This is a genomic window from Natronobacterium texcoconense (assembly GCF_900104065.1).
Classification (GTDB): domain Archaea; phylum Halobacteriota; class Halobacteria; order Halobacteriales; family Natrialbaceae; genus Natronobacterium; species Natronobacterium texcoconense.
On sequence record NZ_FNLC01000003.1, the window covers coordinates 1 to 24,393 of the forward strand.

The following is a 24,393-nucleotide window of genomic DNA, read 5'->3' on the forward strand; positions in this document are numbered from 1 at the left end:
ACCGTCTCCGGGCTCTTGCTCTCACAACCCGTACCGATTACTGGCACGGTGGGCCGTTACCCCACCGTCTACCTAATCGGCCGCAGCCACATCCTACAGCGCCGAAGCATTTCGAGCTCTCCGCAGTTCCAGCGTGAGAGCCGTATGCAGGATTAGCCTCAGTTTCCCGAGGTTATCCCGCTCTGTAGGGTAGTTTGGCCACGTGTTACTGAGCTATCTGCCACGAGTCTGAACTCGTGCGACTAGCATGGCTAAATCGGACTCCAATAGCAATGACCTCCGGCAGGATCAACCGGAATGCTCTTCCCCCATACGGGGGAGGTCTGGCGGGTGACTGCAAAGAGTCACACCATAATTTTGAGTCCACGTTCGACGACGCCAATCGAGCGGTCGACTGGGCGTCACCGAACTGTCGAGGCTAACATCAGATCCCATCTGTACGGAAGACCGCAGGGGTGGAATCCTCATCTCCTTCGTATTACTCCATAATCCCCGACCACTACTTAAGGCCGTTGAATCGGGACTCCAGAGGTAGTGAGTAACACACAATTTCCCGAATCCGCACGCAGGTAATATTTCGTTCTAAATCATCTCCATACAGACAGTCAATCGATATCGAACGGGTGACCTTGCCGCCGGATCCCGTACAGTCAGTATGGTCTAAACCCTGCTTCCAGAAGTTCACACGGCGAAATCAGCAGGAAGTCGATCCCGACGGGATGGTCCGAATAGCAATCGTCGGGGCCGGAGGATTCACTTGCAATCGTACTTCCCCGCGATTACCGAACTCGCCAGCGAGTTCGACACCGAAGCGGCCATCGACCACGACGAATTCCTCGAGAAGCAGGCCAGTGACGCGTACGCTGCGGTCTACGCCGCGACGCCGAACGGTCCAGAAAATCATCGACGCCTACAGTACGTTATAACGCGCACGCGACGCGTGGACTCCACGTGATCGGAACGAACAGTCCGGTACCGGTTTCTTTGCCGTTCGATAGCATCGTCCCGCAGGACATCTACGTCGGGCGTAGCGATATCGGGATGGAGTATCGGGGGCGACCGGCCAACGAGATACTCGAGGAGTCCGACGACGTCGGCTACTGCACTCACTGGAACCGATCCCGAGCCGACAGCGAAGACGTCCGTCGAGAGACAGTGGCTGTCGAGCCAGCGTACGAATCGACAACGTCGCGAACTCGCCTCGAGATCGGTCGAGATATCGGTTCGATCAATCACCGTCATCGTTCCGGGGCCGATCCTCGATCGAGATCGTGATCCCGTCGATGGCTCTCTCGAAGTCGATGTTCCACATTTGTCCGATTACCAGGAACGCGACGGCGGTCGTCGTAAATCGAATCTCCGGCGGTGGTGGGTCGGCTTCGGGGAAGAACATCGGTCCGAGGACGATCGCTGCCCAGACGCCAAAGAGGATTAGCGTTGCACCGGTTCGCTCGAGTGAATCTCTGGTAGACATGGTGTTTCGGTAGTTTTCGTCGGGTCCGGCGGACGGCGGAACGGGGAACTGCGGCGTCGATCGAGGCACAATCTGCTGGGACAGACGTTCTCGGTGATTTGGCCGGGTAGAGTGGTCGATATCGCCGAATCGTCGCTGCTCAAACGGTCGCGATTTCGATTCTGCTGGATCTGATCTGGTTATCTGATGGGCCACGTTCGATATGTGGATCGGGAGTACCGTTAAACCGATTTAGAATTCCGAAAGGCAAGCGCATCGTCGAACGATCGGCAGGCTGGGGGGGGACGGAATTTCGTGGAGCCTCAGTACAGGAGACGGTCGGCCGACGACGACAACTCGAGTCGCGGCGTGACGCTCTCGTCGACCACCCAGTAGGTCCGGTCTCGAGTCGAGCCTTCGTAGTCGACGAGGTCGTATTCCCGGAGTTTCGGGAACTTCTCGCGGCGCGCTCGTTCGCCGATCGGGCACGCGGGCACGCCTCGATAGACGTCGTCTTTGATCTCGTCGTAGCGGTCGTGCAGTTTCTCGCCGGAGATTTCGCCGGCCTCGTGAACGATCGCGTACAGCACCTGATGGTGGGTGGGAAGCGACTCGAGGTTCAATTCGCGGACGCGACGCCACGCGCGTTCTTTGCCGTCCCGGACGTCGTCGGTATGGATTGTAACGTGTTCGCGTTCGTGCGCGACGGTGGCGGCACCCCAGAGCCACTGGATGCCGTTGCGGGCGACGCCCGCGACGCCGTCGGCGATGTATCGAAGCTGGTCTCCGGAGACGACGTCGGGCTGGTGGAATCCCTGGCGGGCACGCCGTCTGAGGATTTCGGTCAGTTCGGGGATGCCGTAGCGCTCGAGTTTGACGTGGCCGCGGTCGAACGAGTGGCCGTCGTCGACGTCGAGTCGCGAGAGCCACCGTTTCTTGTCGTGGGTGATTACGATGAGCGTCACGTCCCGAAAGCCGAGCAAGTCGCCGACGGCGTCGGTCTCGGGGAGGTCGTCTCCCTCGTCGAGCACGACGACCGTCTCGCGGTCGATCGCATCATGGAGTTTTCGCCGAACCGAGTCGGTCGCGGTCGTTCGGGGGACCGTCTCGGGGCCGTTCGGGTGGGCCTCGAGGACGGCGCGGTGGATGCCGGCGGTGGTCTTGCCGAGACAGTTGACGTGGACGCGGTGGATCGGCCGTCGCGTCTCGAGTCGATCCAGCGCTTTGTGGGCGAACAGCGTCTTGCCGACGCCGCTCGGCCCGGAGATCAGTACGTCGCCGCTCCCAACCGATCCCGTCACTCGCTCGAAGAGGTCTCGCATCTCGCCTTCGCGATGGAGTAGTTCGACGCCGTCGTACCCGTCGTCGAACGCCCTGGGATCAGCGATCATGCGTTCGAATACTATCACGTTCCCTAAAAACGCTGGTTGTCGTTCCGAATCCCGAGAGCGGGAGACGTCGTGTGAACTGGAAGGCGAGTCCCTCGAGTCAGAGGGCGGCGATCAGTCCTCGGTCCACCACATCAGGTTTTCTTTCTCGGTCCCGCAGTTCGGGCACGTCCCCGGGAGCCCTTCGTCGATCTTCCCCATCTCGCCACAGTCCGTACACCGCCACATGAGGTGAGCCTCACCAAAGTCGTGTCCGGAACGGGAATGCTCGACGCTGAGTGCCCCCATTCCCTCGCGCGTGGTCACGAAGAAGCCGTCTTCTTCCAGACCTCGTACCGTTCCGAGTTCGTCACCGTGTTCGTCGTAGACTTTCTCTCCGAAATCGATCGAGTCGCGCGTTCGTCCCGATTCTGTTCTCGGCCCGCCGTATTTTTCGTTGGGTTCGTTCATGGGTGGATAGTGTTGCGCTGTTCGTGCTCGGTTCTCGTCAGGTCGGATGCTGGATCGGGGGACCGACCATACCTGTGCTACGACACCACACACTAAAAGACGCAGGTAGAAGAAGAGAGCGCAAACACGTTTGAGAGGCCGAATGTAGCGATATATTGTATTTTACTACGAGTCGTGTTTCGTCACTCGCCGGTGGAACAACGACCGATTCGAACCGGTTCGGTTGGTCCCAGGTGAGGTCGTTGAGATCATCGAACTGAACGGCGGTCGAACCCGGTAGCTCAGCACGACGGGCACGAGATTGTCGACGACAGCGACGACCACAACTGTCCTGCGCGGACGACGGGGAGTCGCCGACGACTCGCGACCGATGGCACGCGACGAGGAAGAGACGGAGAACAATGTGCCGAATCAGTCGGGATGGGGCCATGCGATGGGCAAATCGGTACCGCTGAGTAGGTTGTCTCGAGAAAACGGAACGAGCGCGACGCTACCGACGGTTGCAGGCGTCGGCGTTTTCTGCAGGTGGCGGGTACTGGCGGTGGTGGTACCCATGAGTGAAACACCAACTGACACTGACCCAGGGGCCGATCCGGAGACTGCGCGGAACAGAAATGCCCTCAACACGGACACGATGCAGTGGCTGAGCGCGCTCATCGCAGTACTCGGGCTGTACCTGGTCGCGTCGCCGTTTATCTTCGAGGCGACGGATGCGGCGATCTGGAACGACACCCTCGTCGGGACGGCGATCTTCCTTACCGGCGGGTACAACTTCTATCGCATGAGCAAGGACCGCCTGGCGAGCGTCGGCGTCGCGTCGTTGACGATCCTGCTCGGACTGTGGGTGCTCGCCTCACCGTTCGTCATCGAAATGGGGAGCAACGAACTCGCGACGGGGACGGCGATCACCGGTGCGCTCGTCGCCCTCCTCGCCGCCTACAACGCCTATGCCAACAACAAGGCTGACACGCCCGAACGCGCCACCGCTCGTACGTAATCGGCTGGCAGCGGGCGACTCTCATTTTCGATCAACGTAGACTGCCCTCGAATCGGCAGTGAAAGATTCGTAACAGCCTCCTCGAATCTCACGCCAGTGGACGATAATGGATGACCTCGACGGACTCCATCACGGACTCGCGAGACGACAGTTCAGTCCCATCGGCGTCGTGAGCGTCCGTCGATCCGTTGTCTGATGGATTACAGGAGCTGATCGGCGATGATGTTCTTCTGGATCTCGCTCGTCCCCTCGTAGATCTTCGTGATCCGGGCGTCGCGGTAGTAGCGTTCGGCCGGATAATCGGTGACGTAGCCGGAGCCGCCGTGGACCTGGATCGCTTCGTCGGCGACGTCGACCGCGTGCTCGCTGGCGAACAGCTTCGCCATGCTCGAGAACTGGGCCGCGACCTCCTGGTTGCCTTCTTCGACCTGCGTCGCGGCGCGGTAGGTCAGCGACCGGGCCGCTTCGACGTTCGTCGCCATCTCCGCGAGTTTGTGCTGGATTGCCTGGAACTCCGCGATCGGCTGGTCGAACTGCTCGCGTTCGCTGGCGTACTCGAGTGCGGCGTCGAGTGCTCCCTGTGCGGCACCGACGGCCTGGGCAGCGACGCTGGTCCGTCCGGTGGCGAAGAACTCCATCAGCTGGTAGAAGCCGCCGTCGACCTTGCCGATCACGTTCTCCTCGGGGACGCGGACGTCGTCGAGAATTACCTCAGCGAGGTCCGACGCGCGGATTCCCAGTTTGTTGTCGATCTTTTCGGTCGTCACGCCATCGGTGTCCATCTCGACGAGGAATGCAGTGATGCCGCGGTGACCCTCGCCCGGATTCGTCTTGGCCATGCAGACCCCGACGTCGGCGACGGTGCCGTTGGTGATCCACATCTTGTTGCCGTTGATGACGTAGCCGTCGCCGTCCTCCTCTGCAACCGTCTCGATGCCGGCGACGTTCGAGCCGTGTGCGGGTTCGGAGATCATCGAACAGGAGGCCGACTCCCCGTTGGCGATCCTGGGAAGCCACTCCTCTTTCATCCACTCGTCGCCGAACTCGACGATCATGTTCGTCCCGAAGCCGGCGCTACCGACCGCGCTCCCGATTCCAGGATCGGCACGCCACAGTTCCTCGGTGACGATCGTCGAGGAGAGTTTGTCCATCCCCGCGCCGTCGTACTCGATCGGAATGTTCGGCGCGACGAAGTCGTACTCCGCGGCTTTCCGGCGGATCTCTTCGGGATACTTCCCCTCGCGGTCGTACTCCTCTGCGACGGGCTTGATCTCGTTCTCACCGAACTCGCGGACGGCGTCACGAATCGCGACGTGCTCGTCTGACAAACTGAAGGCCATATCGAACGCTCGACCGAGAGTTACAAAATACCTTCGACGATAACAAACGATGGAAGTTATATCCCATTATAAAGAAACGATGGTAACTAGTGTAGAGTAAGATCTACTGTTGTACGATACCGACCGGATCTCCTCGAGAGGAGTCCCCTGCCGATGGCTCGCGTCTTACTTACCCTCGAACTCGGGGTCGCGGTCCGCTGCGAACGCGGCGGTCCCTTCCATGACGTCCTCGGTCGAGAGCAACAGCCCGAAACTCTGGCTTTCCATCGTCAGTGCGGCCTCGAGGTCCGTGTCCTGCCCGCGGTTCATGACCTTCTTGGCGAAGTCCAGCGCGACGGGCGGCCCCTCGAGGATGTCGCCGACGAACTCCTCGCAAACGTCCTCGAACTCGTCGTCCTCGACGGCGCGGTTGATGAGCCCCCACTCTTCGGCGGTCTCGGCGTCGATGGGCTCACCGCGGAAGACGAGTTCCTTGGCGCGCGCTTCGCCGATCATGCGGATCGCGCGCTGGGTACCGCCGCCGCCAGGGAGCAGTCCCAGGGTGATCTCCGGGAATCCAAACGCCGAGTCTGCGGTCGCGATGCGCATGTCACAGGCCAGCGCGAGTTCGTGGCCGGCACCGAGACAGTAGCCGTCGACCTTGGCGATGGTCGGCCGCGGGAAGTCGTTGACCGTCTCGAACATCGAGGTAATCTCCCCCGCCTCCCAGGGCTCGAGGCCCGCGAAACCACCGATATCGGCACCGGCGGAGAACGCGCGGTCGCCGGCCCCCTCGAAGGTGACACACCGGACCGTCTCGAGGTCGGCGGTTTCGAGGACGTGCTCGATCTCGTCCATCAGGTCCTCGCTGAGGGCGTTCATCCGCTCGGGACGGTCGAGTTCGATCGCCAGCACCTCGTCGTCCCGGAGGACGTTCAGATTGCGGTACTCGCGGTCACCGCCGTCGTCGCCGTACTCGTAGAAGCCTGCGCCGGCGTCCTCGCCGGTCTCGCCCGCCTCGACGCGTTCGACGAGATAGTCGGCCGGCGCGAAGCGCGCCTCGCCGGTCTCCTCGTGTAGCTCCTCGAGTTTCTCGAGAACCGTCTCGAGTCCGAGTTTGTCGGCGCGGCGGCACGGCCCCTCGGGGAAGCCAGCGCCGAGACGCATTCCGGTGTCGACGGCGTCCGGGGTCGCCACGTCGTCGCCGACGAGTTCGGCGGCCCGGTTTATCATCCGTGCCTCGATGCGGAGCCAGTCGAACTCCTCGGAGGCGTCCTCGTGACCGTAGTCGGCTCCGTCGCCGTCCTCGTAGTCGTAGTAGCCCTTCCCGGTCTTCTGACCGAGTTCGTCGTCCTCGACTTTCTCCTCCGTGATCGGCGGGATCGGCTGGCCGGCCTCCTTGCGGACGTGATAGCCGACGTCGATGCCGGTCAGGTCCGCGAGTTCGAACGGCCCCATCGGGTACCCCCGCTCGTGGACCATCGTAGCGTCGACCTCGCGAATACCGGCCTCGCCCTCGCTGACCATCCAGGCGGCCTCGTCCCCGAACGGCCCGAGGACCGTGTTGACGACGAACCCGCGGACGTCCTTGCGGACGTAGATCGGCGTCTTCCCGATCGACTCGACGAACTCGTAGGTCGTCTCCGCGGTCTCGTCAGTCGTCTCCTCACCGTAGATGACCTCGACGAGGTCCATCTTCACCGGCGGGTTGAAAAAGTGCATTCCGACGACCTGTTCGGGCCGATCCGTCGCTTCCGCGATGTCCGTAATCGGCAGCGACGACGTATTCGACGCCAGAATCGCATGATCCGAGGTGAACTCCTCGAGGTCCCCGTAGATGTCCCGCTTGATCTCCAAGTTCTCCGGCGCAGCCTCGATGACGAGGTCCGCATCCGCGACCGCAGACTCGAGGTCGACCGCCGTCTCGATTCGCTCGAGGATTCCTTCGGGCTCTTCCTCGAGGCGGTCCTTTTCGGCGAGTTTCTCGAGGCTCCACTCGATGTCCTCGTAGCCGTCTTCGACGATTTCCTGTTCGATATCGCGCATCACGACGTCGTAGCCGGCCATGGCCACGACCTCCGTGATCCCGTGACCCATGTTTCCGGCACCGAGAACCGTTACCTGGTCGATGTTGTCAACTGACATGGGTAAGGGTGCGTCCGCTATCGGTATAATTCCACCGGAGGTTCGCTACAGACGTTCGTATTTAACCCAATAGAACTTCCAAAGATATGCTCTATTACCCCCAGTCCGAATTTCGTTAACAAATTGTGTGGGGTAAAGAGACAGGTTCGACGATTTAGGGCGTGTTAAGCGGGTCAGTCAGGCCTTCGTAGTTCTCGGGTTCGTCGTAAACGAACGCAGGCATCGAGAGATCCAGTTCGAGCGTGACGACGAGTTCCCACATTTTCGAATCCGCGATGGGTACAGAAATCACGACGGTGGCGTCGATCACCACCCTCGTTCGTGCGTCTACTCCAATCCTCTTTCGACGCGCTTGCGTCCACTTACGTCGATTGTGTCCGCGATTTCCCGAGCGTCACGCTCTATGAGTCCGCTCTCATTGGTGAGCTCGTCCATCACCTCGAGCGCCTCGAACTTTCTTCTGGAGAGGTCAAATTAGAACAACAGGATTGGCTCTTCGCGTCCGTTCGTAGAAGAACGCCGGGCGCTGGCGGGCATAAATAAGCGAGTGTTGCTCCTTCGTCCACTGAACGTGGAGTCATGGCTGAACAGACGAAGTATAGTTACGATATAGGCTGGAGAGGGAACATATTCTAACAGAGTATTAAGATTGTCACGGTCACAGATACCGATATGCAGAATACAATTCCTACTCACGGAGATATACGGGTTGATGCCGAACGTCGTCAGAGTATTGATGGTTCATTACTCACAACGGAACTCGGCATCGATCGTAACGAAATCCAGTGGCGGAAATCGTTTACCAACTTCGAGAAGGCCGACGAACGAGCACTCAAAGAGATTAGTGATCTAATCGAGACCAAAGCAACGGATCTTCCAGATCGATTAGAGGCGCACGTCCACGAGCACGAGGAGGCACTAGTCTATCTCGACCGGTCCACAAAAGGATTCGACCAATTAAAAGATGCCCACTCGTCGTATTTGACGGATCTTGGCCGTGGATCCTATGGGCAGCAGTATTTCGACCAACGAGCTCGTATTGGGCGGATTCACGATATGCTTGGACTTGGTCCTGAGGTCTATCTCGGCGCATATAGCGTGTATTTCGGGGGGCTAGTCGAAGCGATCGGGAACGAAATGAAATCACGATCGAAACAGGACTCTCTTTCGATCGACGAGACAGTGGACCAGACGCTCGAGTACGTCATGGCGCTGTTCAAATTGATTAATCTCGACCAGCAGGTGGTGATGGATACGTACATTCAGTCAGCCAATCAGGAACTCGAAGCGGAACTCGAGCGTCAACAAGCGGTTGCTGATGAGGTCGAGACGAATGTTACAGATGTGAAAGAGAGTGCTGATGACGTAGCTGATAACAGTGACGAGATCAGTGATCTCGCTCGCTCTCAAGCGGATGCTGTCGAAGATGTCTCGTCTGAAGTCGCAAATATGTCTGCGACGATCGAAGAGATCGCAGCGACGACGGATCAGGTTGCCGCGACCAGTGAAAATGCCGAAACCCTTGCAGAAGAGGGACGAAAATCAGCGACGGAAGCAATCGGGGTCATGGAACAGGTCGACGAGTCGACCGCTGATGTGAAAGACGATATCACACGACTCGAAAATCGCGTCGATGAAATCGACGAAATCGTCGAGGTAATCAATGATATCGCCGATCAAACGAATCTGCTGGCACTCAACGCCTCGATAGAGGCTGCACACGCTGGTAAAGAAGGAGATGGATTTGCTGTCGTTGCAAATGAGGTGAAGTCCTTGGCTGAGGAATCACAGGAGAACGCGGGCGAGATCGAGGCATTGGTCGATGGCATAAAGACGGATACGACCGAGACCGTGTCGAGTCTCGAGGAGATGACCCAGCAAGTAGAGCGAGGAATCGATCAGGTGACCGAATCGATGGAGACGCTCGACGAAATCGTAAACGCCGTTCGGGAAACGAGTGCTGGCATACGGGAGGTTTCCGAGGCTACCGACGATCAGGCGGATAGTACAGAAGAAGTCGCGACGATGGCTGACGACCTCTACGAACAATCGGAGCGCGTCGCTACCAAAATCGAAGAAATCGCAGCTGCCAACGCGAGGCAGGCCGAGAAAATCGACGAAATCAACGAGACCGTTGCTCAACTCGTAGATAAGTAGTGAACTCTCGGTAACATTCGGTCGGGACCCCCTATATTGTCGCCTGGTTACATTCCGTCGACAACTCGGAATATGTACCGCTCAACGTATTTGATGCGACAGTACCATTGTGATCCTACCGACAATGGATGAGGGTTCTGCTGGACTTCGGCGATGGACACAGCGCTTTACGATCGTGAGCGGACTATCGTTTCTCGGCTTTTTGTTCACGGCCTCACTCGGTGGTGACCCTCGAGTAGCTGTGATCATCGGGCTGTTCGGGTTCGTCTGTCCGATGATCTTCGGAATGGGCTATCTCTTGTTGCCTCCGTATTTCGGTCGGACGCTTGTCGATTACCGACTCGCTGGTCTCCATTTCGTTCTCGCGTACATCGGTGTTCCGTTGCTGGTTCTCGGATGGGTTCGTGACGGAATCGGGACGATATTCACTGTCGGTGCAGTCCTCTGGGCGCTGGGTGTCGCGACGTTCGTCGGGTCACTGCTCGTGACGGTCGGTCCGGTCTTCGTGTCGAATCCGAGCGAACTCGTTCGCTTCGGCGATCGCCCACAGCGTTCGACCAAACTTGCGACCGCTACGTTGCCGATTGCGATCTGTTATCTCCTGGTCGGGACGGTTGGGTTAGTCGCGGTGACGCCCGTACTCGAGGTTGGTTCGGTTACAGTGACACAGGTTCATCACTACCTTGCCGTCGGCTTCGGTGCGTTACTTGTCTATGCGCTTAGTGCACGCCTGTTGATCGGCTTTTATCACGTGACGCCGCCACGGTTCCTCGTTTGGCTAACTCTTTTTTTCTGGGGCAGTTGCACCGGTGTTGTTAGGAACGTTCCTTTGGCAGGACCCGTGGTTCACAGTCGGTGGAATCCTGGGGACTGTCGCGATGAGCAGCTATTTTCTTGTGGTCCTCATTGTTATGATTTCCACCGATCGATCCCGCGTCGAACTTACCGGCATCCTCTGTGGTGCACTCGCGGGTGTCGCCGCCGTCGCGGTCGCACTTCCGCTGGCTATCGGCGACGGATTACGTGACACGACAGTTCTCCACTGGACCCTGATCCTCGGGGGTTTCTTCCCGCTGACGATCGTCGGCTACGCCTACCAGTTCTTCCCTGTTACGACCGGGCGATTCCCCGGTGCGACGACCCGCGGTGTCGCAGCGACGATCGGTCTGTTGGCCGTGGGTGTTACGGTTCAGACTGCCGGTATCGTCGGTGACGGCTCGACCATTCGATCCGTCGGGATCGTCTGCTCCGCGCTCGGCGGCCTCGGGTACCTGTATCTCCTCACGGGCCGGTTCATGTTGCAGTAACCGTCTCGAGCGCCGACCGTTCGGGACGACACTTATGCTGTTATTTGTACAACAAAAAACGCATGCCAACGACTGAAGACACTGCACCGACGTTCACGGCGACGGTCGGCACCAGCGACCACGAATCGTTCAACCTTGAGAACCACCTCGGGGACGGTCCAGTTGTCCTTGCGTTCTTCCCCGGGGCATTCACACCGCCCTGTACGAACGAGATGGTCGCCCTGCAGGAACGGCACGAGCAGTTCAAGGACGCTGGCGTGACGGTCCTCGGAGTAAGTGCGGATTCGCCGTTCTCACAGGGCGCGTTCCGCGAGAAACACGGACTCGAGTTCGACCTCGTCAGCGACATGGCCCGTGAGGCGATCGACGCTTACGACGTCGAGACGGATATCCCCGACCTCGGCCTTTACGGCATCGCGAACCGGGCAGTCTTCGTTCTCGATGAGGAGGGTACGATTTCGTATCGATGGGTTGCCGACGATCCGACGAACGAACCGCCCTACGATGACTTACTCGAGGCTGTCGGATCGGCCTGACATTCGGCCGAAATCGTACGTCCAAGAACAAAAGGCTACCTCACTGGCGGCGGATTTGCCGCCGATCGGTTAGTTCACTCTTCGTTCAGTTCCGTCGTAACGTAGTATGGGTCGTCCCACTCCTGCACCCACGTCGGGGCTTCTGGATGATCCTGAAGTTGGTTCGCCTCGTATGATTCGTCCGGGTAGACGGTTCCCGCTTCGTCGGTCCCGTCCGCCAGTGGGACGACGTAGGTCACCGGGTCGCGTTCCGGGGCGGGGATCAACTGCTTTCTGTTCCACTCGTGTGCCTGTGCCGAGGTGTCGGTCCACTTTTGCGGATGAAAGGTCACGGCAATGCCGGTTTCGTGGTCCACGTCAGTACGTTCGCTCATGCTTAGAACGGGGGGCCAGAGGATTCAGTCGGTTCCGACGCGGCGGCCGCCGTCTCGGTTTTCCCGATCAGGACCCGGAACTCACCCGGCTCCTTCTTGCGGTATTCCCATCGGAACTCCGGACCAGCTTCGGCGTCGAACTGGTGGTATAGCGGTTTGGGATCGTGGTCGTTCACCAAGACGAACCCTTCTCCACCGGTCAAGTCGGCGTATGAGTCGAAGATCTTTTCGTGGCGCTGGGCCGGCGGCAGGTCGCGGACATCGAGTTCCTCGATGATTTCGAGCGATGTCGATCCGTCGTCGGTCTCGGCGTTGTCGGTTTCACCCCGTTTTGTGATGTGGACGCGACACTCCCCCGGCTTCTGGTCGACGATCTCCCACTCGAAAGAGTCGCTGTACTTCTGTTGGAACTCCTGGCGGAGCGGTCGGGGTTCGTGCGGCGCGATAATCTCCATCGTCCCGCCCTCGGGAATCATACCGTACCGGTGGTGAATCGTCGGATGCCGTTCCTGTTTCGGGATTTTGCGCACGTCGTAGCTTGTGACGACATCTCCGTCCTCGGCCTCCGACTCGCCGGTCTTTTCGATCTCGACGCGCCACTCCCCGTCACCTTTATTCTCGTACTCCCAGCCGACTACATCGCCATGCATCGAACTGAGTTCGTGGTACAGTGGCTTGGGGTCGTGATCGTTCACGAGCACGAACCCCTCGCTGGCATCCAATCCGTTGAAAATTTCGAGCAGGGCTTCGTGGCGACGCTGTGGCTTGAGATCTCGAACGTCGATCGTCCCGAATTCTCCATCGAGCAAATCGCCGACGCTCAACTGGAGTTTCCGCGGTTCCGCATCGGGATGGTCGTACTCCCACTCGAGCGCACGGTCGTGTTCGAGCTGGTAGCGGACCAGATACGGATCGACGTCCTCCTCGGCGACTATCTCGAAGGTGTCCCCGGCCCCGGCGTCGTTCAATACCTCGAAGAGGTACGTTCGATACTCGTCGACAGGTTGCTCGCGAAGGTCGATTTCAGTGGTCATTTTCGTCGTTGGTTCGAATACTCAGTACGAGCGGATGTCCCCTGTGCCGAAGCGATTCGGGACGGGCCTCAAAACACGACTAGTGATCCTCCGAGAGACGGAGCCGTATCGCCGAGTCCATCCCTGCAGCCGTCGGTTGGAGCGATATTAGGATGGATACGAACTCGGTTCGTAGGGAACGAGATGAAGTATTGTACCGTCCCGGTCGATCACCGCTCTGGTTCGAACTCGTCGTTTTGCAGACCGCGTCGAACTGGATCGTGTTCGGCGTCAGTCGGCGGCGGTGCGACCACGAGTACGGCCTCGAGGCGCTCGTCATCGGCGCGGATGCCGCGATCTTGTCCGGCCGGTATTGTGACGAGGGATCCCGGTGAGACGTCGTGTTCTTCGTTACCGTCACGGACGATCCCCGATCCTGACTGGACGACGATCGTGACGTCGCTGTCGGGGGAATGAACCGGGATGAACTGCCCGGGTTCGAAGTAGCCACAGACGGTTTTCGATCGTTCGGTTCGGGAAATTTCTCGGGTGGTGAACTGATCGTCGTCGTACGTCCGCTCGTCGCCGATGGTCGTTGCCGGCATGCCGGACAGTTCTGACTCGACGGGTTCCTATTTTGTGCCGAATATTTTCTTTCTCGATTCCCGGCTACGACGAACTATTCTTTCCGCAGATGGCGCCATAGAACGATTCGAATGCTGTCTTTCAACTCCATTTGAACTGAACTATTCGTTCGCTATACGTACAGACTGATCGGAGACCACTGGAAGAAACCGTACTACTGGCTGACGACCAAACCGTCTTCATCCATTCGAATCGAATACTCATCGAGAGCAAACGAAATCGAGATTGGTTTGTCATCAGTGATGAGTGTATCGAGGGCATCTGGGTTAATATGATCAAACAAGGTGCAGTCAAGTGACATAGACACGTCGAGCGGATCAATATTTTCGAGGGTAGCAATAGCTTCGACGATGGCGATACTCGGTTCAGCAGTTGACCAATCGTATTGAGCGCAAACTGAGGTACTCATTGTGTCAAAATCACCCATGACTTCTCATAAGCGGTGAAGATGCATAGTCCACCGCCCGAACCTGTTCATGATCTTCACCTGTCGATTTAGTCCTGACTTGAACTGATGTCTCTGTTGAATTCCTTAATGAGTTACAGCTTCAGTCGGTGGTTTGAGTAGATGCAAACCCTCCCAAAGTCTCGGTTTTCGGTGTGAAATAAATGAGGTCGTCGTGCTGCACTCCTTCTCTGCATTTATCATGGTAGGACCATGTGCCAAGCCCATGATTTCGTCGACGGTGGCTCCCAGATTCTCCGCCACAATCTCCAGGGCCCGGTCGTATTCTCCTGACATAGGTTAAGAGATCCGGTGCTGGACGATCGCGTCTGCGCCACATGCCGGACAGGTCTCGGTATCCCTCTCGACAGTGGTTCCGCAGCGTCGGCACTCGCATACGACCTCTGTCTGGGTTGTCCGGACCAGCAACCGGCTCATCTCTTCAAATAGCATGCTACGGCGGTTATTGTGGGTTCACGTCGTCTCGACACTCGAGGCACTCGGCGTATACTGCCGGTCCCGTCGCTGTTTCGTACTCGAGGAACACGTTGGTTGTCGTAATCTCGGCGGGACAGAACGGGTATGTACCGAGAGATAGTGAATTCGTTGTGGACATGGGTTCTGAAACTGGTGTGGAAGGGGAATTACGTGTGACTCCGACAGGGTGTGGTGTGTCTGCCCTTCTACAATCAGTATCGAACCCAGAGCGGGATATATGCAATCCAACTACAGTGAAACTGAAATCACAAATATCAGGACTCGAGACTCCGCTTCACTAGTATATTCCGAAGTAGCCGTCGCCAGTAGATTCGTTGAGCGACCGAAGAAACAGGTGTCCAAAGAAGAGAAATTCAACAGAGCCTCTCACATTTCAATTCGAGACAATGCCAGTTGTTTCGCGGTATCGGCGTCTGTGAACGGACTCTCGTCGATCACGATCTCCGAGACCCACTTGATGCTCTCCCAGCAGTCCCGGTCATCATCGAGCGGAACGAGCCGGGCCGGTCCACCGTGTTCGACGGGTAACGGTTCGCCGTCGAGTTCGAGCGCGAGGATGGAGTCTGATAGTCGGGCTAACGGGAATGAACAGGCGTACTCGCCGTCCATCGCACGGACGAGGCCGTACTCGCTTTCTGCTGTCGGTTCGCTGTGTTCGAGCAGTGTTCCGACGTGGACGCCGTACCAGGAGAGCCCCTCGGCAACCCACCTCTCGGCGCACGCGAAGTCGTCGGCTGCTGTTTCGGAGGAATAGGATGCGAGGTCGTCTAGAGTGAAGCGGACCGATCGATCGACCGTACCGCTGATACGAAGCGTCCATTCGGCGGGATCGACGTCCTCAGGAACACCGTGTGGTTTGAGGTCATTCATCAAATCCTTCTACGACGGCTTTGCGTAAGCGGTTGGTTCCGAACATATTTCGACCCCGTCCGAGACTACGTGGATTAGTTTTTGGGCGAACATATTCTCCGCGTTTCCCGGCAGGTAAGAATCTCAACGACCCACTATTTGCAGGTCTTTCAAATATGCCCATATGCCTGAACGCACGAAGAGGTCCGGGAAGTCAGTCTCACGACGACAACTCCTTCTGGCCTCAGGTGTAGCGAGTGTCTCGGCCCTCGCGGGCTGTACGACGGACGAGAATCCATCTAACACGCACGAAACACCATCGGAGACCGAAGCGAAGCCGGCAACTGTTGCATCTCACTCGTCACCAGACCTCGAGAAGTGGATCGACGAAGTACCACGCCCGGGAGTCGTAGAGCCGACGGGAACGAAGAACGGACAGCCGTACTACGAGATCGAAATGCAGGAGTTCGAGCAGGAACTGCACAGCGACCTGTCGCCGACGACTGTCTGGGGATACGAAGGTCACACCCCTGGCCCGACGATCGAAGCCGAACAGGGAGAGCCAATCTACGTGCGCTGGAAGAACGACCTGCCCGACGAGCATCTTCTGCCCGTCGATACGACGGTCCACCCGGAGATGATCCCCTACGATATCGACGGCGTTCGAACCGTCACACATCTCCACGGCGGGAACATCGAGTCCGAAAGTGACGGGAAGGCCATGGGCTGGTTTACCCGGGACTTCGAGAAGACGGGCCCCGTCTTCGAGAAGAAAGATTACTACTACGTCAACGACCAGCCGCCGGCGACCCTGTGGTACCACGACCACGCGATCGGCATCACGCGGCTGAACGTCTACGCTGGTCTCGCGGGCTTTTATTTGCTCCGGAGCGATCACGAGCGACAACTCGACCTCCCCGATGGCGAGTACGACGTCCCCCTTGCTATCCAGGACCGGAGCCTCAACGAGGACGGCTCGCTGTTCTATCCGTCGGCCGTCTCGGAAGAGCGAGGACGCGGACACGATTCACACCCTGATCCGAGCATCGTCCCGGAATTCTATGGGGATGTCCCCGTCGTCAACGGAAAAGCCTGGCCGCGGCTCTCGGTCGAACCACGAAAGTACCGTTTCCGGCTCCTCAACGGCTCGAACAGTCGCTACTACAACCTCGAACTCGTCGAGTACGACGAAGAATCGAGTGAGGTCGGCGACGACGGCCCGTCGTTCGTCCAGGTCGGCAACGACGGCGGTCTCCTCTCCGAGCCGGTCGAGTTCGACGATCGTCTCGAGATCGGACCGGGAAAGCGAGCCGACATCGTCGTCGATTTCAGCGACTACGCGGGGGAGACGCTGTTACTCCACAACGACGCACCGACGCCGTACCGTGGGACGCGGACAGACGACCACATGAAGCCGCTACCCGAGATCATGCTCGTCGACGTCGAGGGGACCAACGAGGACGCCGATACAGACCCAACACAACTCCCGGACGAATTGACGACGGTTCCCGAGATTCCCGTCGAGTCGGTAGACACTCACAGACACCTCACGCTCGCCATGGACACCGACGAGCACGGACGGATGAAACACCGTCTCGGAACGAAAGACCAACCGGAGGGATACAATCTGGAGGATCCTGTGACCGAGGAACCTACGCTCGGGGAGACTGAGATCTGGAGCATCGCCAACAACACGTCGATGTCTCACCCGATGCACCTCCACCTCGTCCACTTCCAAGTGCTGGGTCGAGAGCCGCTCTCCGACTACGACTCCTCGGAGGACGGCGTCGATCCGTCCGAACTCGAGTCGCCCGAACCGTACGATCTGGGCTGGAACGACGTGGTGTCCGTCGATCCCGGCGAAGTTGTCCACATCGTCGTTCACTTCGGGGAATACGAGGGCGTGTTCAACGACCAGACGGGCGAGTACATGTGGCACTGCCACATGGTCGAACACGAGGACTATGACATGATGCGCCCCTACCGGGTGCTGCCGGCCGACGGTTCCGATGGTGATGAGCAGGCTGTGCCCGACGACGGAACGGAGGAACACAGCGAAACAGAACCCGACGACGAGTAACCGCTTACTGGGCCGTGGTTGTCGCTACGAGCGGGCAACATACTGGAGTCGTGGACCGCGAGACGGGAACCGCCCGCTTCACTCGGCACAGGCGGTGACGAAACAACTCCCCGACTCGGGCCGAATCCGATGACACGCGTCCTCACGCGGAGAATCGACCTGCCGTTCCAACCTCTCGATTGCTTCGAATGGGAGACTGAACCCGATCCGGTAGGCGGTCTGACCGTCGATCTCGTACCCAAGGACGCGATCGAAAAACGACACGACGACGCACTGTCGCCACGCGAGCGATTCGGCGATCGCCGTACCCTGAGCGGTCGTCTTGACGCCGTCGTACTTCTTGTGGTGGACGAGATCGGTCGCTGACAGCTTCGTCACCATTTCGGTGACGCTTCCAGGTTCGATACCGAGTTCGGCGGCGAGTTCCCCGGTTCGGACGCGGGTGTCGTTCCGACTCGAGAGCCAGTAAATGGAGAGCAAGTACCTGCCTTCGGTCTCGTTTAGCGACTTGGGGATGGGAGTTCCTCCACCGATATCCGTCGACGAATGTGTTGTGGCCATCGTTCGATCCAATGTAGTGCGGGAATCCGGGAGTTTCGTTTCCCGAATACCTTCGGAGAAACGAGACATAGGGTTGGGCTCTCCAGTCGTCGAACGGATGTTCTATTAAGTAGTTGTGATGACGTCTTCCGTCGATTCCAAGGGGATCGACGATACTCTGTTCGGCTACCGAGATGGCGGTGTCAATCACCGTATAAGCGCACTCCGAAACGTGTTCGGGTGTAACGATTCGTGAATAGATGATATACATACGTACGAGGATGGTGATGTCCATGAGCAACACGGTTCGTATTCGAGTACGGGACGCGATGTTCGACTGTGAATCGTGTGCGAACACGATCGAACACGTACTGGAGGCGACTTACGGCGTCGAACAGATCGACGTCGACGAATCGACCGAACGGGTCGAAATCGATTACGATCCCGATATCGTAGCCCCGACCGAACTCGAGATGACGTTCGAGGCGTGGGGATACACGCCCCGACCGTGATCGCTTCGTCCGACGAGGCGACGGACATGTGGCTCGATGCCGTCCGGAAGGGGACCATCCAGGACGTTCCCGGTCGAGCTATGAAACCGGGATCGAGACCGACGCGACCAGGGAACCGACACGATTCCACCATGACCAGTTCTACATCGAACACCAACACGTATCTCGTCGAAACGAAGCCGGGAACCGAGGCGTACGTCGATTCGACGCTTAAGAAGTATTACGGGGATCTATTCACCGAGGTATCGATCGCTTCCGCTTCCGACGACACGGCGGGGACCATCCTGATCGATTCGGACTACGAACTACCACTAGATGCGATACGCCGGATCAACGATGTCGAACGCGCCGCTCGGGTCGCTCATCGGATATCGGCCGTTGACGGCGAGAGACTTGAGGCAATCGAACGGCTGTGTGCGAACGCGGCGGCATCACTGACCGACGGAGGAAGCGTCGAACTGCGAGTACGGGTGGTCCCCGGGACCGACAACGCGATCACAGCTGCAGAGATCGAACGAGTGTGTCGTGAGGCGCTCTGCAACACTGCAAGTGACGTGACGATCGATGAGGAAACAGCAGACTACAAACTCAAGGTTGTTAGTGGTGTCAGCTGTGTGTGTCTTTCTATCGTTGAACGATAGTTCTCTTCCGTTCGTCTTTCAGCGACTTCGAACAGGGTTCGGAACTGGTGACCGCCACGGAATTCGACCCCCATATCAATATGGAGACAAACGTATTCGACATCCTGCTTTTGAGTGGCGAACGCGTACGTGAGCCACGTATGCCAACGATTCAATCCCTCTCGGAACTGGAAAGCACCCCTCACGCGAACGTCTTCCCGACGTCGGAACCGAAGACGATCCGGCTGGAACTCGAGGCGGACGAAGCGGTCGATCGCCACTCGCATCCGGGACGTGACATCGTCTTCCACCTGCTTGAGGGCGAAATCGAACTGGAACTCGACGGCGACACCCACGAGGTCACTGCGGGCGACGTCGCCCGCTTCGATGGCGATCAGGACATCGCACCGCGTGCCCTCGAGCCGAGTACAGCACTCATCGTCTTGGCACAGCAGGAGTCAGCGTAGCTCTCTCCTTTGAACGGCGAACCAGGCGGACGACAAGCCCTACAGTTCGCCGCGTCGGTCGCACGGAACGCTAACCAGAACGAAACACGGCTTCGCACTAATCCATGACAGACCCGACCGACATCCAGGAGCAAGAGTACGTCGCGATCATCGATCAGGACGAAGTCACCGACGAAGTCAGAGACATCGCGGTCAAGTACGATCCGCTCAACCGATCGGGGCGCGAGGGGTTTCACGTTACCGATGACGGGGGGTTACATATCGACGACGCCGTCGTCATGCGCGAGCACAAGCTGATCGAGAAGAAGATTCCCAACGACGCGATCCGGATCGTGCCGCTTCCGGCCGAAACCGGCCAGCTCGTCCACCAGTACGGCGATAACGGCTTCCGGCTCTACGAGCTGCCGATGCCCGAGGACGAGGCCGTGATCGGCCTGCTCGGGCGCAACGGGATCGGGAAGAGTACGGCACTTCGGGTCCTCGCCGGGGAGATAATTCCGAACTTCGGACTCGAGGAAGATCCCGACTGGGATCGGGCGGTCGACTCCTTTCGCGGAACGACGCTCCAGACGCACCTCGAGCAGCTTCGTAACGGAGACGTGACGACGGCGACAAAACGGCAGCGAGTGGAGGCGCTCGTGGACGAGGCGGCCGCAGACGAGACGGTTCGGGAGCGGCTGGCCGCGTGCTCGAACGGAACTGACGGAATTTCGGACGAACTCGATTTGACGCCGCTTCTCGACCGGCGGATGGGGGATCTCTCGGGTGGCGAGCGCCAACGTCTCGAGATTGCGACTACGCTGGCGACCGACGCCGACCTCTACCTGTTCGACGAACCCTCGTCGTTTCTGGATGTCGAACGACGACTGAGCGTCGCCCGGACGATCCGTGACCGGATCACCGAGATGGGGGCCGCAGCGGTCGTCGTCGAACACGATCTCGCGACACTCGACCTCCTCGCTGACGGGATCTACATTGCCTACGGGGAGCCGGGTGATTTCGGCGTCGTCTCCCAGCGTCTCGGGTCCCGCGAAGGTATCAACCAATTCCTCGAGGGTCAGCTCCAGCAGGAAAACGTACAGATCAGGAAGAAATCGATCTCGTTTCCGGGGCCACGGGAGCGGTCAATCCCCAAGAAGGAGGGAGTCCTCGAGTATCCGGACCTCGAGGTTGGCTTCGAAGAGTTCTCGCTGTCCGTCGAGGGCGGCACTGCCCACGAGGGCGAGTCGATCGGGATCGTCGGAGCGAACGCCCTCGGGAAGACGACGTTTGCGAAACTGCTCGCTGGGGGCATCGAACCCGACGTTGGGACCGTCCCCGATCATGCGACCGTCTCGTACAAACCGCAGTACATCGCTCCGGACGGCGACGAGACGGTCCGGGAACGGTTCGTGAAGGTTGCCGACGTCCGTTCGCAGGCGTTCGAGACGCAGGTCTCGAAGCCGTTCGATCTCGAGACGCTGTTCGATCGTCCGCTCTCTGCGCTCTCCGGTGGCGAACTCCAGCGGGTCGCAGTAGCGCTGTGTCTCGCCCGTGAGGCGGATATGTACCTCCTGGACGAGCCGTCGGCGTTTCTCGACGTCAACCGTCGTGTCGCAGTTGCCGACCAGCTTCGTCGGTTCGCCCGAAAGCGTGACCGGCCGCTGCTCGTGATCGACCACGACCTCTTCTTGCTCAATCGCGTCTCGGATCGACTGGTGGTCTTCGACGGCGAATCCGGGACGTACGGGGAGGCAACCGCACCACAGCCCATGCGTGAGGGGATGAACGACTTCCTCTCTTCGCTCGGCGTGACATTCCGCCGGGACGAGCGAACTGGCCGACCTCGAGTCAACAAACCCGGGAGCCAGCTCGACCGAAAACAGAAACGCTCCGGGGAGTACTACTACACGGGGTGAATCTCGTACCCGTCGTCGACTAACCTTGCCACGTCGGGTGCATGGTCAGTGCCTTCGCTCTCGACGGCCTCGGCAACGCCCTTAAACGAGGTGCAGCGATTACAGATTCCCGCAACGAGGTCGCGGTCTTTCGTACGGATCGTCAGTCCTCCTCCGCCCTACGCCTCCGGCGTCGCGACCTGTTCGTCGGTCTCTTTCATGTACTCGAATGCGATCGACCTGGCCTCCTCGAGCTCCTCGACGAGTGCGAGTTCAGCCGATTCACTCCCATTGACACGGACGAAGTACCCCCAACCGCCGAAACTGTTCGGCTCATGGACGTCGCTGACTCGGAGCGTTACGTCGCGATCGGCGTGGGTGTACGCGATCCTCGTGTACTCTCGTTCCATGATCGGGTCGTAGGTCGTTTGCTCGAGCTCGAGTTCCCAGTTTTCGGGGATGGAATTGGATTGCGTCATAGGAGACAATTCGACAGGAAAGGCGATGGTCGTTCTGACGAATATATTCCAGTTTCCTTTGAAGGTCGCCAGGCACAGTTCTAGCAGCTTCGTATACGAGCTGTCGTAACGACGGACCGCCGTATCTGTGAACTGACTACGAGGATATCGGTCACGCCTCGGTCGTAGCCAGTTCTTCGCGGAGCCACGCTCTTGCAGCCCAGACGCAGTCATCGGCGGTGCGTCGGCTCTCAGGGTGGTTGTCGACGAGCGTCGTACACGCTGTCTCGAATGCTGCCCGGTTCGGTACTCCGAAGTCGGAGACAGCAACGAACTTCCCCTCCTGATAGTGGTGGAAGACGACGTTGCGGTCGACGTTCGGGACGCCGTGGTCCGCGAACCATTCGGTCAGGAGTCGTTTCACCTCGCCGGTGACCTGGCTGTTTTTCCGTCCGTTGGCTCGAACGCGGAGATGGGTCATCGTCAGTGTGTCGTGAAGGTGTTCGAATGGCTTCGACAGGCACTACGTGAGCGGGACTTCGATTAGGGACATCCCGTCTCCGACGGCGTCCTCGAGTACCTTGCGGAGTCCCTCTCGTGTCGTCGGTCGGTAGCCGTCGATACCGAAGCTCTCGGCGAACGCGACGAAGTCGGGGTTCGTCAGTTCGGTGCCGACCGATTCGCCAGTATGGGCTCGCTGTTTGCTCGAGATGAGGCCGTAGTCGTCGTCGGTGAAGACGACGGTCGTGAATTCAGCGTCCAGTCGTGTCGCGGTCTCGATCTCTGCGGCGTTCATCAGGAAACCGCCGTCACCAGTCACCGTCACGATGTTTTCGTCGACGGCGAGATCGGCGGCCAGCGCCCCCGGAACTGCGATCCCCATCGACGCCAGACCGTTCGAGATCACGACGGTATTCGGCTCGTACGTCGGGAACGCACGGGCAATGTCCATCTTATGACTTCCGACGTCCGAGACGAGGACATCCGATGGATCCATCACCTCCCTGAGGACCGGGAGTACGCCGCGCACGGTAAACGGTTCCTCGGCGGCCGGTGTTCGGTCGACGTCGTCGACGATTGACGCCCGTAGCGGCTCGTACCACTCCGTCTCGAATGGGAGCCCGTCGGCCCGACAGCGGTCGGTTACCTCCCGGAGCGTCCAGGCGATGTTCGCGACGACCTCGAGTTCGGGATCGTACACGGCCGAGACTTCCGCGGGCTCGGTGTCGAGGTGGACGAGCGTCGTCTCACCCAGTTCCCAGTCGGCCGGGTCGTGCTCCGCGATATCGAACCCGACCGAGAGGACAAGATCCGTACGGTGGATTGCCTCGAGTGCTTCGCCGTCTGGACCCGAGTCTAGCGTCAGCAGTGATCGGGGCGACTCGTCGGAGACGACCCCTTTACCCATGTACGTTGAGACGACCGGAATTCCGGTCTCGTCGACGAACGATCGCACGGCGGTTGCCGCCCCCGTTCTGATGGCTCCGTTGCCTGCGATCACGACTGGGCGACTCGCCGCCTCGAGTTCGGTCAGCAACCGATCGACCGACAGGGGATCCGGCGGCGTTGGGTGGACGCGATCCCGGACGGGCAACGGGTCGGCAGACGTTTCCCGCGAGGCGATGTCCTCCGGTAGTTCGAGGTGGGTCGCACCGGGCTTCTCGTGGGCCGCCGTCTTGAACGCTTTGCGGACGGCCTCGTGGACGACGTCGGGGTCGGTCAACTGTGCATTCCATTTCGTAACTGGCTCGAACGTATCGACGACGTCGATCGCCTGATGACTCTCTCGATGTAGTCGCTCGAGTGCCCCCTGTGCGGTGATCGCCACTAGCGGGCTCTTGTCGAGGTGGGCGTCGGCAACGCCTGTCAGCAGGTTCGTCGCCCCCGGGCCGAGGGTAGCGAGACAGACTCCCGGCTCGCCCGTCAGTCGCCCATGCACGTCAGCCATGAACGCCGCCCCCTGCTCGTGGCGAGTCGGGACGAACGTGACGTCGGACTCCTCGAGGGCGAACAGCAGTTCCTCCATCTCCTCGCCGGGGAGCCCGAAGACGTGGTCGACACCCTCCCGCTCGAGGCAGGCCGCCAAGAGCTGGGCGGCGCTTCTCTCGCCCTCGGAGTGACGGTCGTCGTTCGTAGCGTCGTCGGATCGATGGTCGTCGTACATGTCGGTTTCGTCGGATCGGTGGTAGTCGTCTCCGTTCGCTACGTCGGATCGTCGATCGTTGGCCCCGGTAGGGCCGTTGTCGAGTCGCTGGTCGCTCAT

The 24,393-nt window shown here is 59.3% G+C and carries 27 protein-coding genes and 1 rRNA gene; 10 read left to right on the top strand and 18 right to left on the bottom strand.

The genetic code is table 11. The features are described 5' to 3' along the window. A 16S ribosomal RNA gene (locus tag BLR35_RS13575) occupies positions 1-299 on the bottom strand; the annotation flags it as partial. 458 nt (positions 300-757) lie between these two features. Here BLR35_RS13575 and BLR35_RS13580 point away from each other — a divergent pair. Continuing rightward, positions 758-955, top strand: a complete 198-nt coding sequence (locus BLR35_RS13580) for a hypothetical protein (RefSeq protein ID WP_090383014.1) — start codon at positions 758-760, stop codon at positions 953-955. 273 nt (positions 956-1,228) lie between these two features. Here BLR35_RS13580 and BLR35_RS13590 read toward each other — a convergent pair whose 3' ends face one another. From BLR35_RS13590 to BLR35_RS20730, 4 genes are all read right to left on the bottom strand, one after another. Further along, positions 1,229-1,474, bottom strand: a complete 246-nt coding sequence (locus BLR35_RS13590; RefSeq protein ID WP_090384107.1) for a hypothetical protein — start codon at positions 1,472-1,474, stop codon at positions 1,229-1,231. A 302-nt stretch (positions 1,475-1,776) separates the two neighbouring features. Continuing rightward, positions 1,777-2,844, bottom strand: a complete 1,068-nt coding sequence (locus BLR35_RS13595; RefSeq protein ID WP_090383019.1) for a Cdc6/Cdc18 family protein — start codon at positions 2,842-2,844, stop codon at positions 1,777-1,779. Positions 2,845-2,955: 111 nt separating this feature from the next. Beyond that, complete coding sequence (locus tag BLR35_RS13600) at positions 2,956-3,291, bottom strand: DUF7130 family rubredoxin-like protein (protein WP_090383021.1); 336 nt, start codon at positions 3,289-3,291, stop codon at positions 2,956-2,958. A gap of 411 nt (positions 3,292-3,702) precedes the next feature. Next, complete coding sequence (locus BLR35_RS20730; protein WP_170831033.1) at positions 3,703-3,846, bottom strand: hypothetical protein; 144 nt, start codon at positions 3,844-3,846, stop codon at positions 3,703-3,705. On the opposite strand from BLR35_RS20730, the gene BLR35_RS13605 reads away from it, so the two are divergent. Next, entirely contained in the window at positions 3,845-4,288 is a 444-nt protein-coding gene (locus BLR35_RS13605; protein ID WP_090383023.1) for an SPW repeat protein, read from the top strand. The genes BLR35_RS20730 and BLR35_RS13605 overlap by 2 nt on opposite strands. 200 nt (positions 4,289-4,488) lie before the next feature. On the opposite strand, the gene BLR35_RS13610 is transcribed toward BLR35_RS13605, so the two are convergent. The 3 genes from BLR35_RS13610 to BLR35_RS20735 form a co-directional block, all read right to left on the bottom strand. After that, on the bottom strand, positions 4,489-5,628 hold the full coding sequence (locus BLR35_RS13610; protein WP_090383026.1) for an acyl-CoA dehydrogenase family protein: 1,140 nt from the start codon (positions 5,626-5,628) through the stop codon (positions 4,489-4,491). 165 nt (positions 5,629-5,793) lie between these two features. Further along, complete coding sequence (locus tag BLR35_RS13615; RefSeq protein WP_090383028.1) at positions 5,794-7,752, bottom strand: 3-hydroxyacyl-CoA dehydrogenase/enoyl-CoA hydratase family protein; 1,959 nt, start codon at positions 7,750-7,752, stop codon at positions 5,794-5,796. A 154-nt stretch (positions 7,753-7,906) separates the two neighbouring features. Beyond that, positions 7,907-8,062, bottom strand: a complete 156-nt coding sequence (locus BLR35_RS20735) for a PIN domain-containing protein (RefSeq protein ID WP_170831034.1) — start codon at positions 8,060-8,062, stop codon at positions 7,907-7,909. 362 nt (positions 8,063-8,424) lie between these two features. Between BLR35_RS20735 and BLR35_RS13620 the strand changes: the two genes are divergently transcribed. The 3 genes from BLR35_RS13620 to BLR35_RS13630 all read left to right on the top strand — a co-directional run bounded on the left by BLR35_RS13620 (position 8,425) and on the right by BLR35_RS13630 (position 11,752). Beyond that, the gene (locus BLR35_RS13620) at positions 8,425-9,909 is read left to right on the top strand and encodes a globin-coupled sensor protein (RefSeq protein WP_090383031.1); all 1,485 of its coding nucleotides are present in this window, start codon (positions 8,425-8,427) and stop codon (positions 9,907-9,909) included. A 911-nt stretch (positions 9,910-10,820) separates the two neighbouring features. Then, complete coding sequence (locus BLR35_RS21010) at positions 10,821-11,216, top strand: hypothetical protein (protein ID WP_244510251.1); 396 nt, start codon at positions 10,821-10,823, stop codon at positions 11,214-11,216. Between the two features lie 62 nt (positions 11,217-11,278). Beyond that, positions 11,279-11,752 (top strand): redoxin domain-containing protein, encoded by a 474-nt coding sequence (locus BLR35_RS13630; protein WP_090383033.1) that lies wholly within the window; start codon positions 11,279-11,281, stop codon positions 11,750-11,752. A 74-nt stretch (positions 11,753-11,826) separates the two neighbouring features. Here BLR35_RS13630 and BLR35_RS13635 read toward each other — a convergent pair whose 3' ends face one another. The 6 genes from BLR35_RS13635 to BLR35_RS13650 all read right to left on the bottom strand — a co-directional run bounded on the left by BLR35_RS13635 (position 11,827) and on the right by BLR35_RS13650 (position 15,597). Next, positions 11,827-12,126: a hypothetical protein gene (locus BLR35_RS13635; RefSeq protein ID WP_090383035.1), complete on the bottom strand. Its 300-nt coding sequence runs from the start codon at positions 12,124-12,126 to the stop codon at positions 11,827-11,829. A 2-nt stretch (positions 12,127-12,128) separates the two neighbouring features. Then, positions 12,129-13,160 (bottom strand): DUF2249 domain-containing protein, encoded by a 1,032-nt coding sequence (locus BLR35_RS13640; protein WP_090383038.1) that lies wholly within the window; start codon positions 13,158-13,160, stop codon positions 12,129-12,131. Positions 13,161-13,369: 209 nt separating this feature from the next. Beyond that, positions 13,370-13,744, bottom strand: coding sequence for a cupin domain-containing protein (locus tag BLR35_RS13645; RefSeq protein ID WP_090383040.1), 375 nt, complete (start codon positions 13,742-13,744; stop codon positions 13,370-13,372). A gap of 194 nt (positions 13,745-13,938) precedes the next feature. Further along, positions 13,939-14,193 carry a HalOD1 output domain-containing protein gene (locus BLR35_RS20340; RefSeq protein WP_139169296.1) on the bottom strand — a complete coding sequence of 85 codons (255 nt, stop codon included), beginning with the start codon at positions 14,191-14,193 and terminating at the stop codon, positions 13,939-13,941. A 499-nt stretch (positions 14,194-14,692) separates the two neighbouring features. Beyond that, positions 14,693-14,845 (bottom strand): DUF7837 family putative zinc-binding protein, encoded by a 153-nt coding sequence (locus BLR35_RS21270; RefSeq protein WP_449289333.1) that lies wholly within the window; start codon positions 14,843-14,845, stop codon positions 14,693-14,695. Between the two features lie 248 nt (positions 14,846-15,093). Continuing rightward, positions 15,094-15,597, bottom strand: coding sequence for a molybdopterin-dependent oxidoreductase (locus BLR35_RS13650; protein ID WP_090383042.1), 504 nt, complete (start codon positions 15,595-15,597; stop codon positions 15,094-15,096). A 163-nt stretch (positions 15,598-15,760) separates the two neighbouring features. On the opposite strand from BLR35_RS13650, the gene BLR35_RS13655 reads away from it, so the two are divergent. After that, complete coding sequence (locus tag BLR35_RS13655) at positions 15,761-17,656, top strand: multicopper oxidase domain-containing protein (protein WP_090383045.1); 1,896 nt, start codon at positions 15,761-15,763, stop codon at positions 17,654-17,656. A gap of 78 nt (positions 17,657-17,734) precedes the next feature. Here the strand turns inward: BLR35_RS13655 and BLR35_RS13660 are convergent, their stop codons facing one another. Beyond that, positions 17,735-18,217 carry a metal-dependent transcriptional regulator gene (locus tag BLR35_RS13660; protein WP_090383047.1) on the bottom strand — a complete coding sequence of 161 codons (483 nt, stop codon included), beginning with the start codon at positions 18,215-18,217 and terminating at the stop codon, positions 17,735-17,737. Between the two features lie 266 nt (positions 18,218-18,483). Between BLR35_RS13660 and BLR35_RS13665 the strand changes: the two genes are divergently transcribed. From BLR35_RS13665 to BLR35_RS13680, 4 genes are all read left to right on the top strand, one after another. Then, the gene (locus BLR35_RS13665) at positions 18,484-18,708 is read left to right on the top strand and encodes a cation transporter (RefSeq protein WP_170831035.1); all 225 of its coding nucleotides are present in this window, start codon (positions 18,484-18,486) and stop codon (positions 18,706-18,708) included. A 131-nt stretch (positions 18,709-18,839) separates the two neighbouring features. Beyond that, a complete protein-coding gene (locus BLR35_RS13670; protein ID WP_139169298.1) occupies positions 18,840-19,349 on the top strand; it encodes a hypothetical protein in 510 nt (169 codons plus the stop codon). A gap of 140 nt (positions 19,350-19,489) precedes the next feature. Continuing rightward, the gene (locus BLR35_RS13675) at positions 19,490-19,795 is read left to right on the top strand and encodes a cupin domain-containing protein (protein WP_090384110.1); all 306 of its coding nucleotides are present in this window, start codon (positions 19,490-19,492) and stop codon (positions 19,793-19,795) included. A gap of 104 nt (positions 19,796-19,899) precedes the next feature. Further along, complete coding sequence (locus tag BLR35_RS13680; RefSeq protein WP_090383056.1) at positions 19,900-21,693, top strand: ribosome biogenesis/translation initiation ATPase RLI; 1,794 nt, start codon at positions 19,900-19,902, stop codon at positions 21,691-21,693. Positions 21,694-21,851: 158 nt separating this feature from the next. Here the strand turns inward: BLR35_RS13680 and BLR35_RS13685 are convergent, their stop codons facing one another. The 3 genes from BLR35_RS13685 to BLR35_RS13695 form a co-directional block, all read right to left on the bottom strand. Beyond that, complete coding sequence (locus BLR35_RS13685) at positions 21,852-22,151, bottom strand: hypothetical protein (protein ID WP_090383058.1); 300 nt, start codon at positions 22,149-22,151, stop codon at positions 21,852-21,854. A 151-nt stretch (positions 22,152-22,302) separates the two neighbouring features. Further along, positions 22,303-22,611 carry a hypothetical protein gene (locus BLR35_RS13690; protein ID WP_090383059.1) on the bottom strand — a complete coding sequence of 103 codons (309 nt, stop codon included), beginning with the start codon at positions 22,609-22,611 and terminating at the stop codon, positions 22,303-22,305. A gap of 42 nt (positions 22,612-22,653) precedes the next feature. Then, the gene (locus BLR35_RS13695) at positions 22,654-24,393 is read right to left on the bottom strand and encodes an acetolactate synthase large subunit (RefSeq protein ID WP_244510252.1); all 1,740 of its coding nucleotides are present in this window, start codon (positions 24,391-24,393) and stop codon (positions 22,654-22,656) included.

What these genes read in the sequence shown, in the direction of transcription:
- BLR35_RS13590 (WP_090384107.1), bottom strand. Translation starts at nt 1,474, where the DNA reads ATGTCTACCAGAGATTCACTCGAGCGAACCGGTGCAACGCTAATCCTC.
- BLR35_RS13595 (WP_090383019.1), bottom strand. Translation starts at nt 2,844, where the DNA reads ATGATCGCTGATCCCAGGGCGTTCGACGACGGGTACGACGGCGTCGAA.
- BLR35_RS13600 (WP_090383021.1), bottom strand. Translation starts at nt 3,291, where the DNA reads ATGAACGAACCCAACGAAAAATACGGCGGGCCGAGAACAGAATCGGGA.
- BLR35_RS13605 (WP_090383023.1), top strand. Translation starts at nt 3,845, where the DNA reads ATGAGTGAAACACCAACTGACACTGACCCAGGGGCCGATCCGGAGACT.
- BLR35_RS20730 (WP_170831033.1), bottom strand. Translation starts at nt 3,846, where the DNA reads ATGGGTACCACCACCGCCAGTACCCGCCACCTGCAGAAAACGCCGACG.
- BLR35_RS13610 (WP_090383026.1), bottom strand. Translation starts at nt 5,628, where the DNA reads ATGGCCTTCAGTTTGTCAGACGAGCACGTCGCGATTCGTGACGCCGTC.
- BLR35_RS13615 (WP_090383028.1), bottom strand. Translation starts at nt 7,752, where the DNA reads ATGTCAGTTGACAACATCGACCAGGTAACGGTTCTCGGTGCCGGAAAC.
- BLR35_RS13620 (WP_090383031.1), top strand. Translation starts at nt 8,425, where the DNA reads ATGCAGAATACAATTCCTACTCACGGAGATATACGGGTTGATGCCGAA.
- BLR35_RS21010 (WP_244510251.1), top strand. Translation starts at nt 10,821, where the DNA reads ATGATTTCCACCGATCGATCCCGCGTCGAACTTACCGGCATCCTCTGT.
- BLR35_RS13630 (WP_090383033.1), top strand. Translation starts at nt 11,279, where the DNA reads ATGCCAACGACTGAAGACACTGCACCGACGTTCACGGCGACGGTCGGC.
- BLR35_RS13635 (WP_090383035.1), bottom strand. Translation starts at nt 12,126, where the DNA reads ATGAGCGAACGTACTGACGTGGACCACGAAACCGGCATTGCCGTGACC.
- BLR35_RS13640 (WP_090383038.1), bottom strand. Translation starts at nt 13,160, where the DNA reads ATGACCACTGAAATCGACCTTCGCGAGCAACCTGTCGACGAGTATCGA.
- BLR35_RS13645 (WP_090383040.1), bottom strand. Translation starts at nt 13,744, where the DNA reads ATGCCGGCAACGACCATCGGCGACGAGCGGACGTACGACGACGATCAG.
- BLR35_RS20340 (WP_139169296.1), bottom strand. Translation starts at nt 14,193, where the DNA reads ATGAGTACCTCAGTTTGCGCTCAATACGATTGGTCAACTGCTGAACCG.
- BLR35_RS21270 (WP_449289333.1), bottom strand. Translation starts at nt 14,845, where the DNA reads ATGTCCACAACGAATTCACTATCTCTCGGTACATACCCGTTCTGTCCC.
- BLR35_RS13650 (WP_090383042.1), bottom strand. Translation starts at nt 15,597, where the DNA reads ATGAATGACCTCAAACCACACGGTGTTCCTGAGGACGTCGATCCCGCC.
- BLR35_RS13655 (WP_090383045.1), top strand. Translation starts at nt 15,761, where the DNA reads ATGCCTGAACGCACGAAGAGGTCCGGGAAGTCAGTCTCACGACGACAA.
- BLR35_RS13660 (WP_090383047.1), bottom strand. Translation starts at nt 18,217, where the DNA reads ATGGCCACAACACATTCGTCGACGGATATCGGTGGAGGAACTCCCATC.
- BLR35_RS13665 (WP_170831035.1), top strand. Translation starts at nt 18,484, where the DNA reads ATGTCCATGAGCAACACGGTTCGTATTCGAGTACGGGACGCGATGTTC.
- BLR35_RS13670 (WP_139169298.1), top strand. Translation starts at nt 18,840, where the DNA reads ATGACCAGTTCTACATCGAACACCAACACGTATCTCGTCGAAACGAAG.
- BLR35_RS13675 (WP_090384110.1), top strand. Translation starts at nt 19,490, where the DNA reads ATGCCAACGATTCAATCCCTCTCGGAACTGGAAAGCACCCCTCACGCG.
- BLR35_RS13680 (WP_090383056.1), top strand. Translation starts at nt 19,900, where the DNA reads ATGACAGACCCGACCGACATCCAGGAGCAAGAGTACGTCGCGATCATC.
- BLR35_RS13685 (WP_090383058.1), bottom strand. Translation starts at nt 22,151, where the DNA reads ATGACGCAATCCAATTCCATCCCCGAAAACTGGGAACTCGAGCTCGAG.
- BLR35_RS13690 (WP_090383059.1), bottom strand. Translation starts at nt 22,611, where the DNA reads ATGACCCATCTCCGCGTTCGAGCCAACGGACGGAAAAACAGCCAGGTC.
- BLR35_RS13695 (WP_244510252.1), bottom strand. Translation starts at nt 24,393, where the DNA reads ATGAGCGACCAGCGACTCGACAACGGCCCTACCGGGGCCAACGATCGA.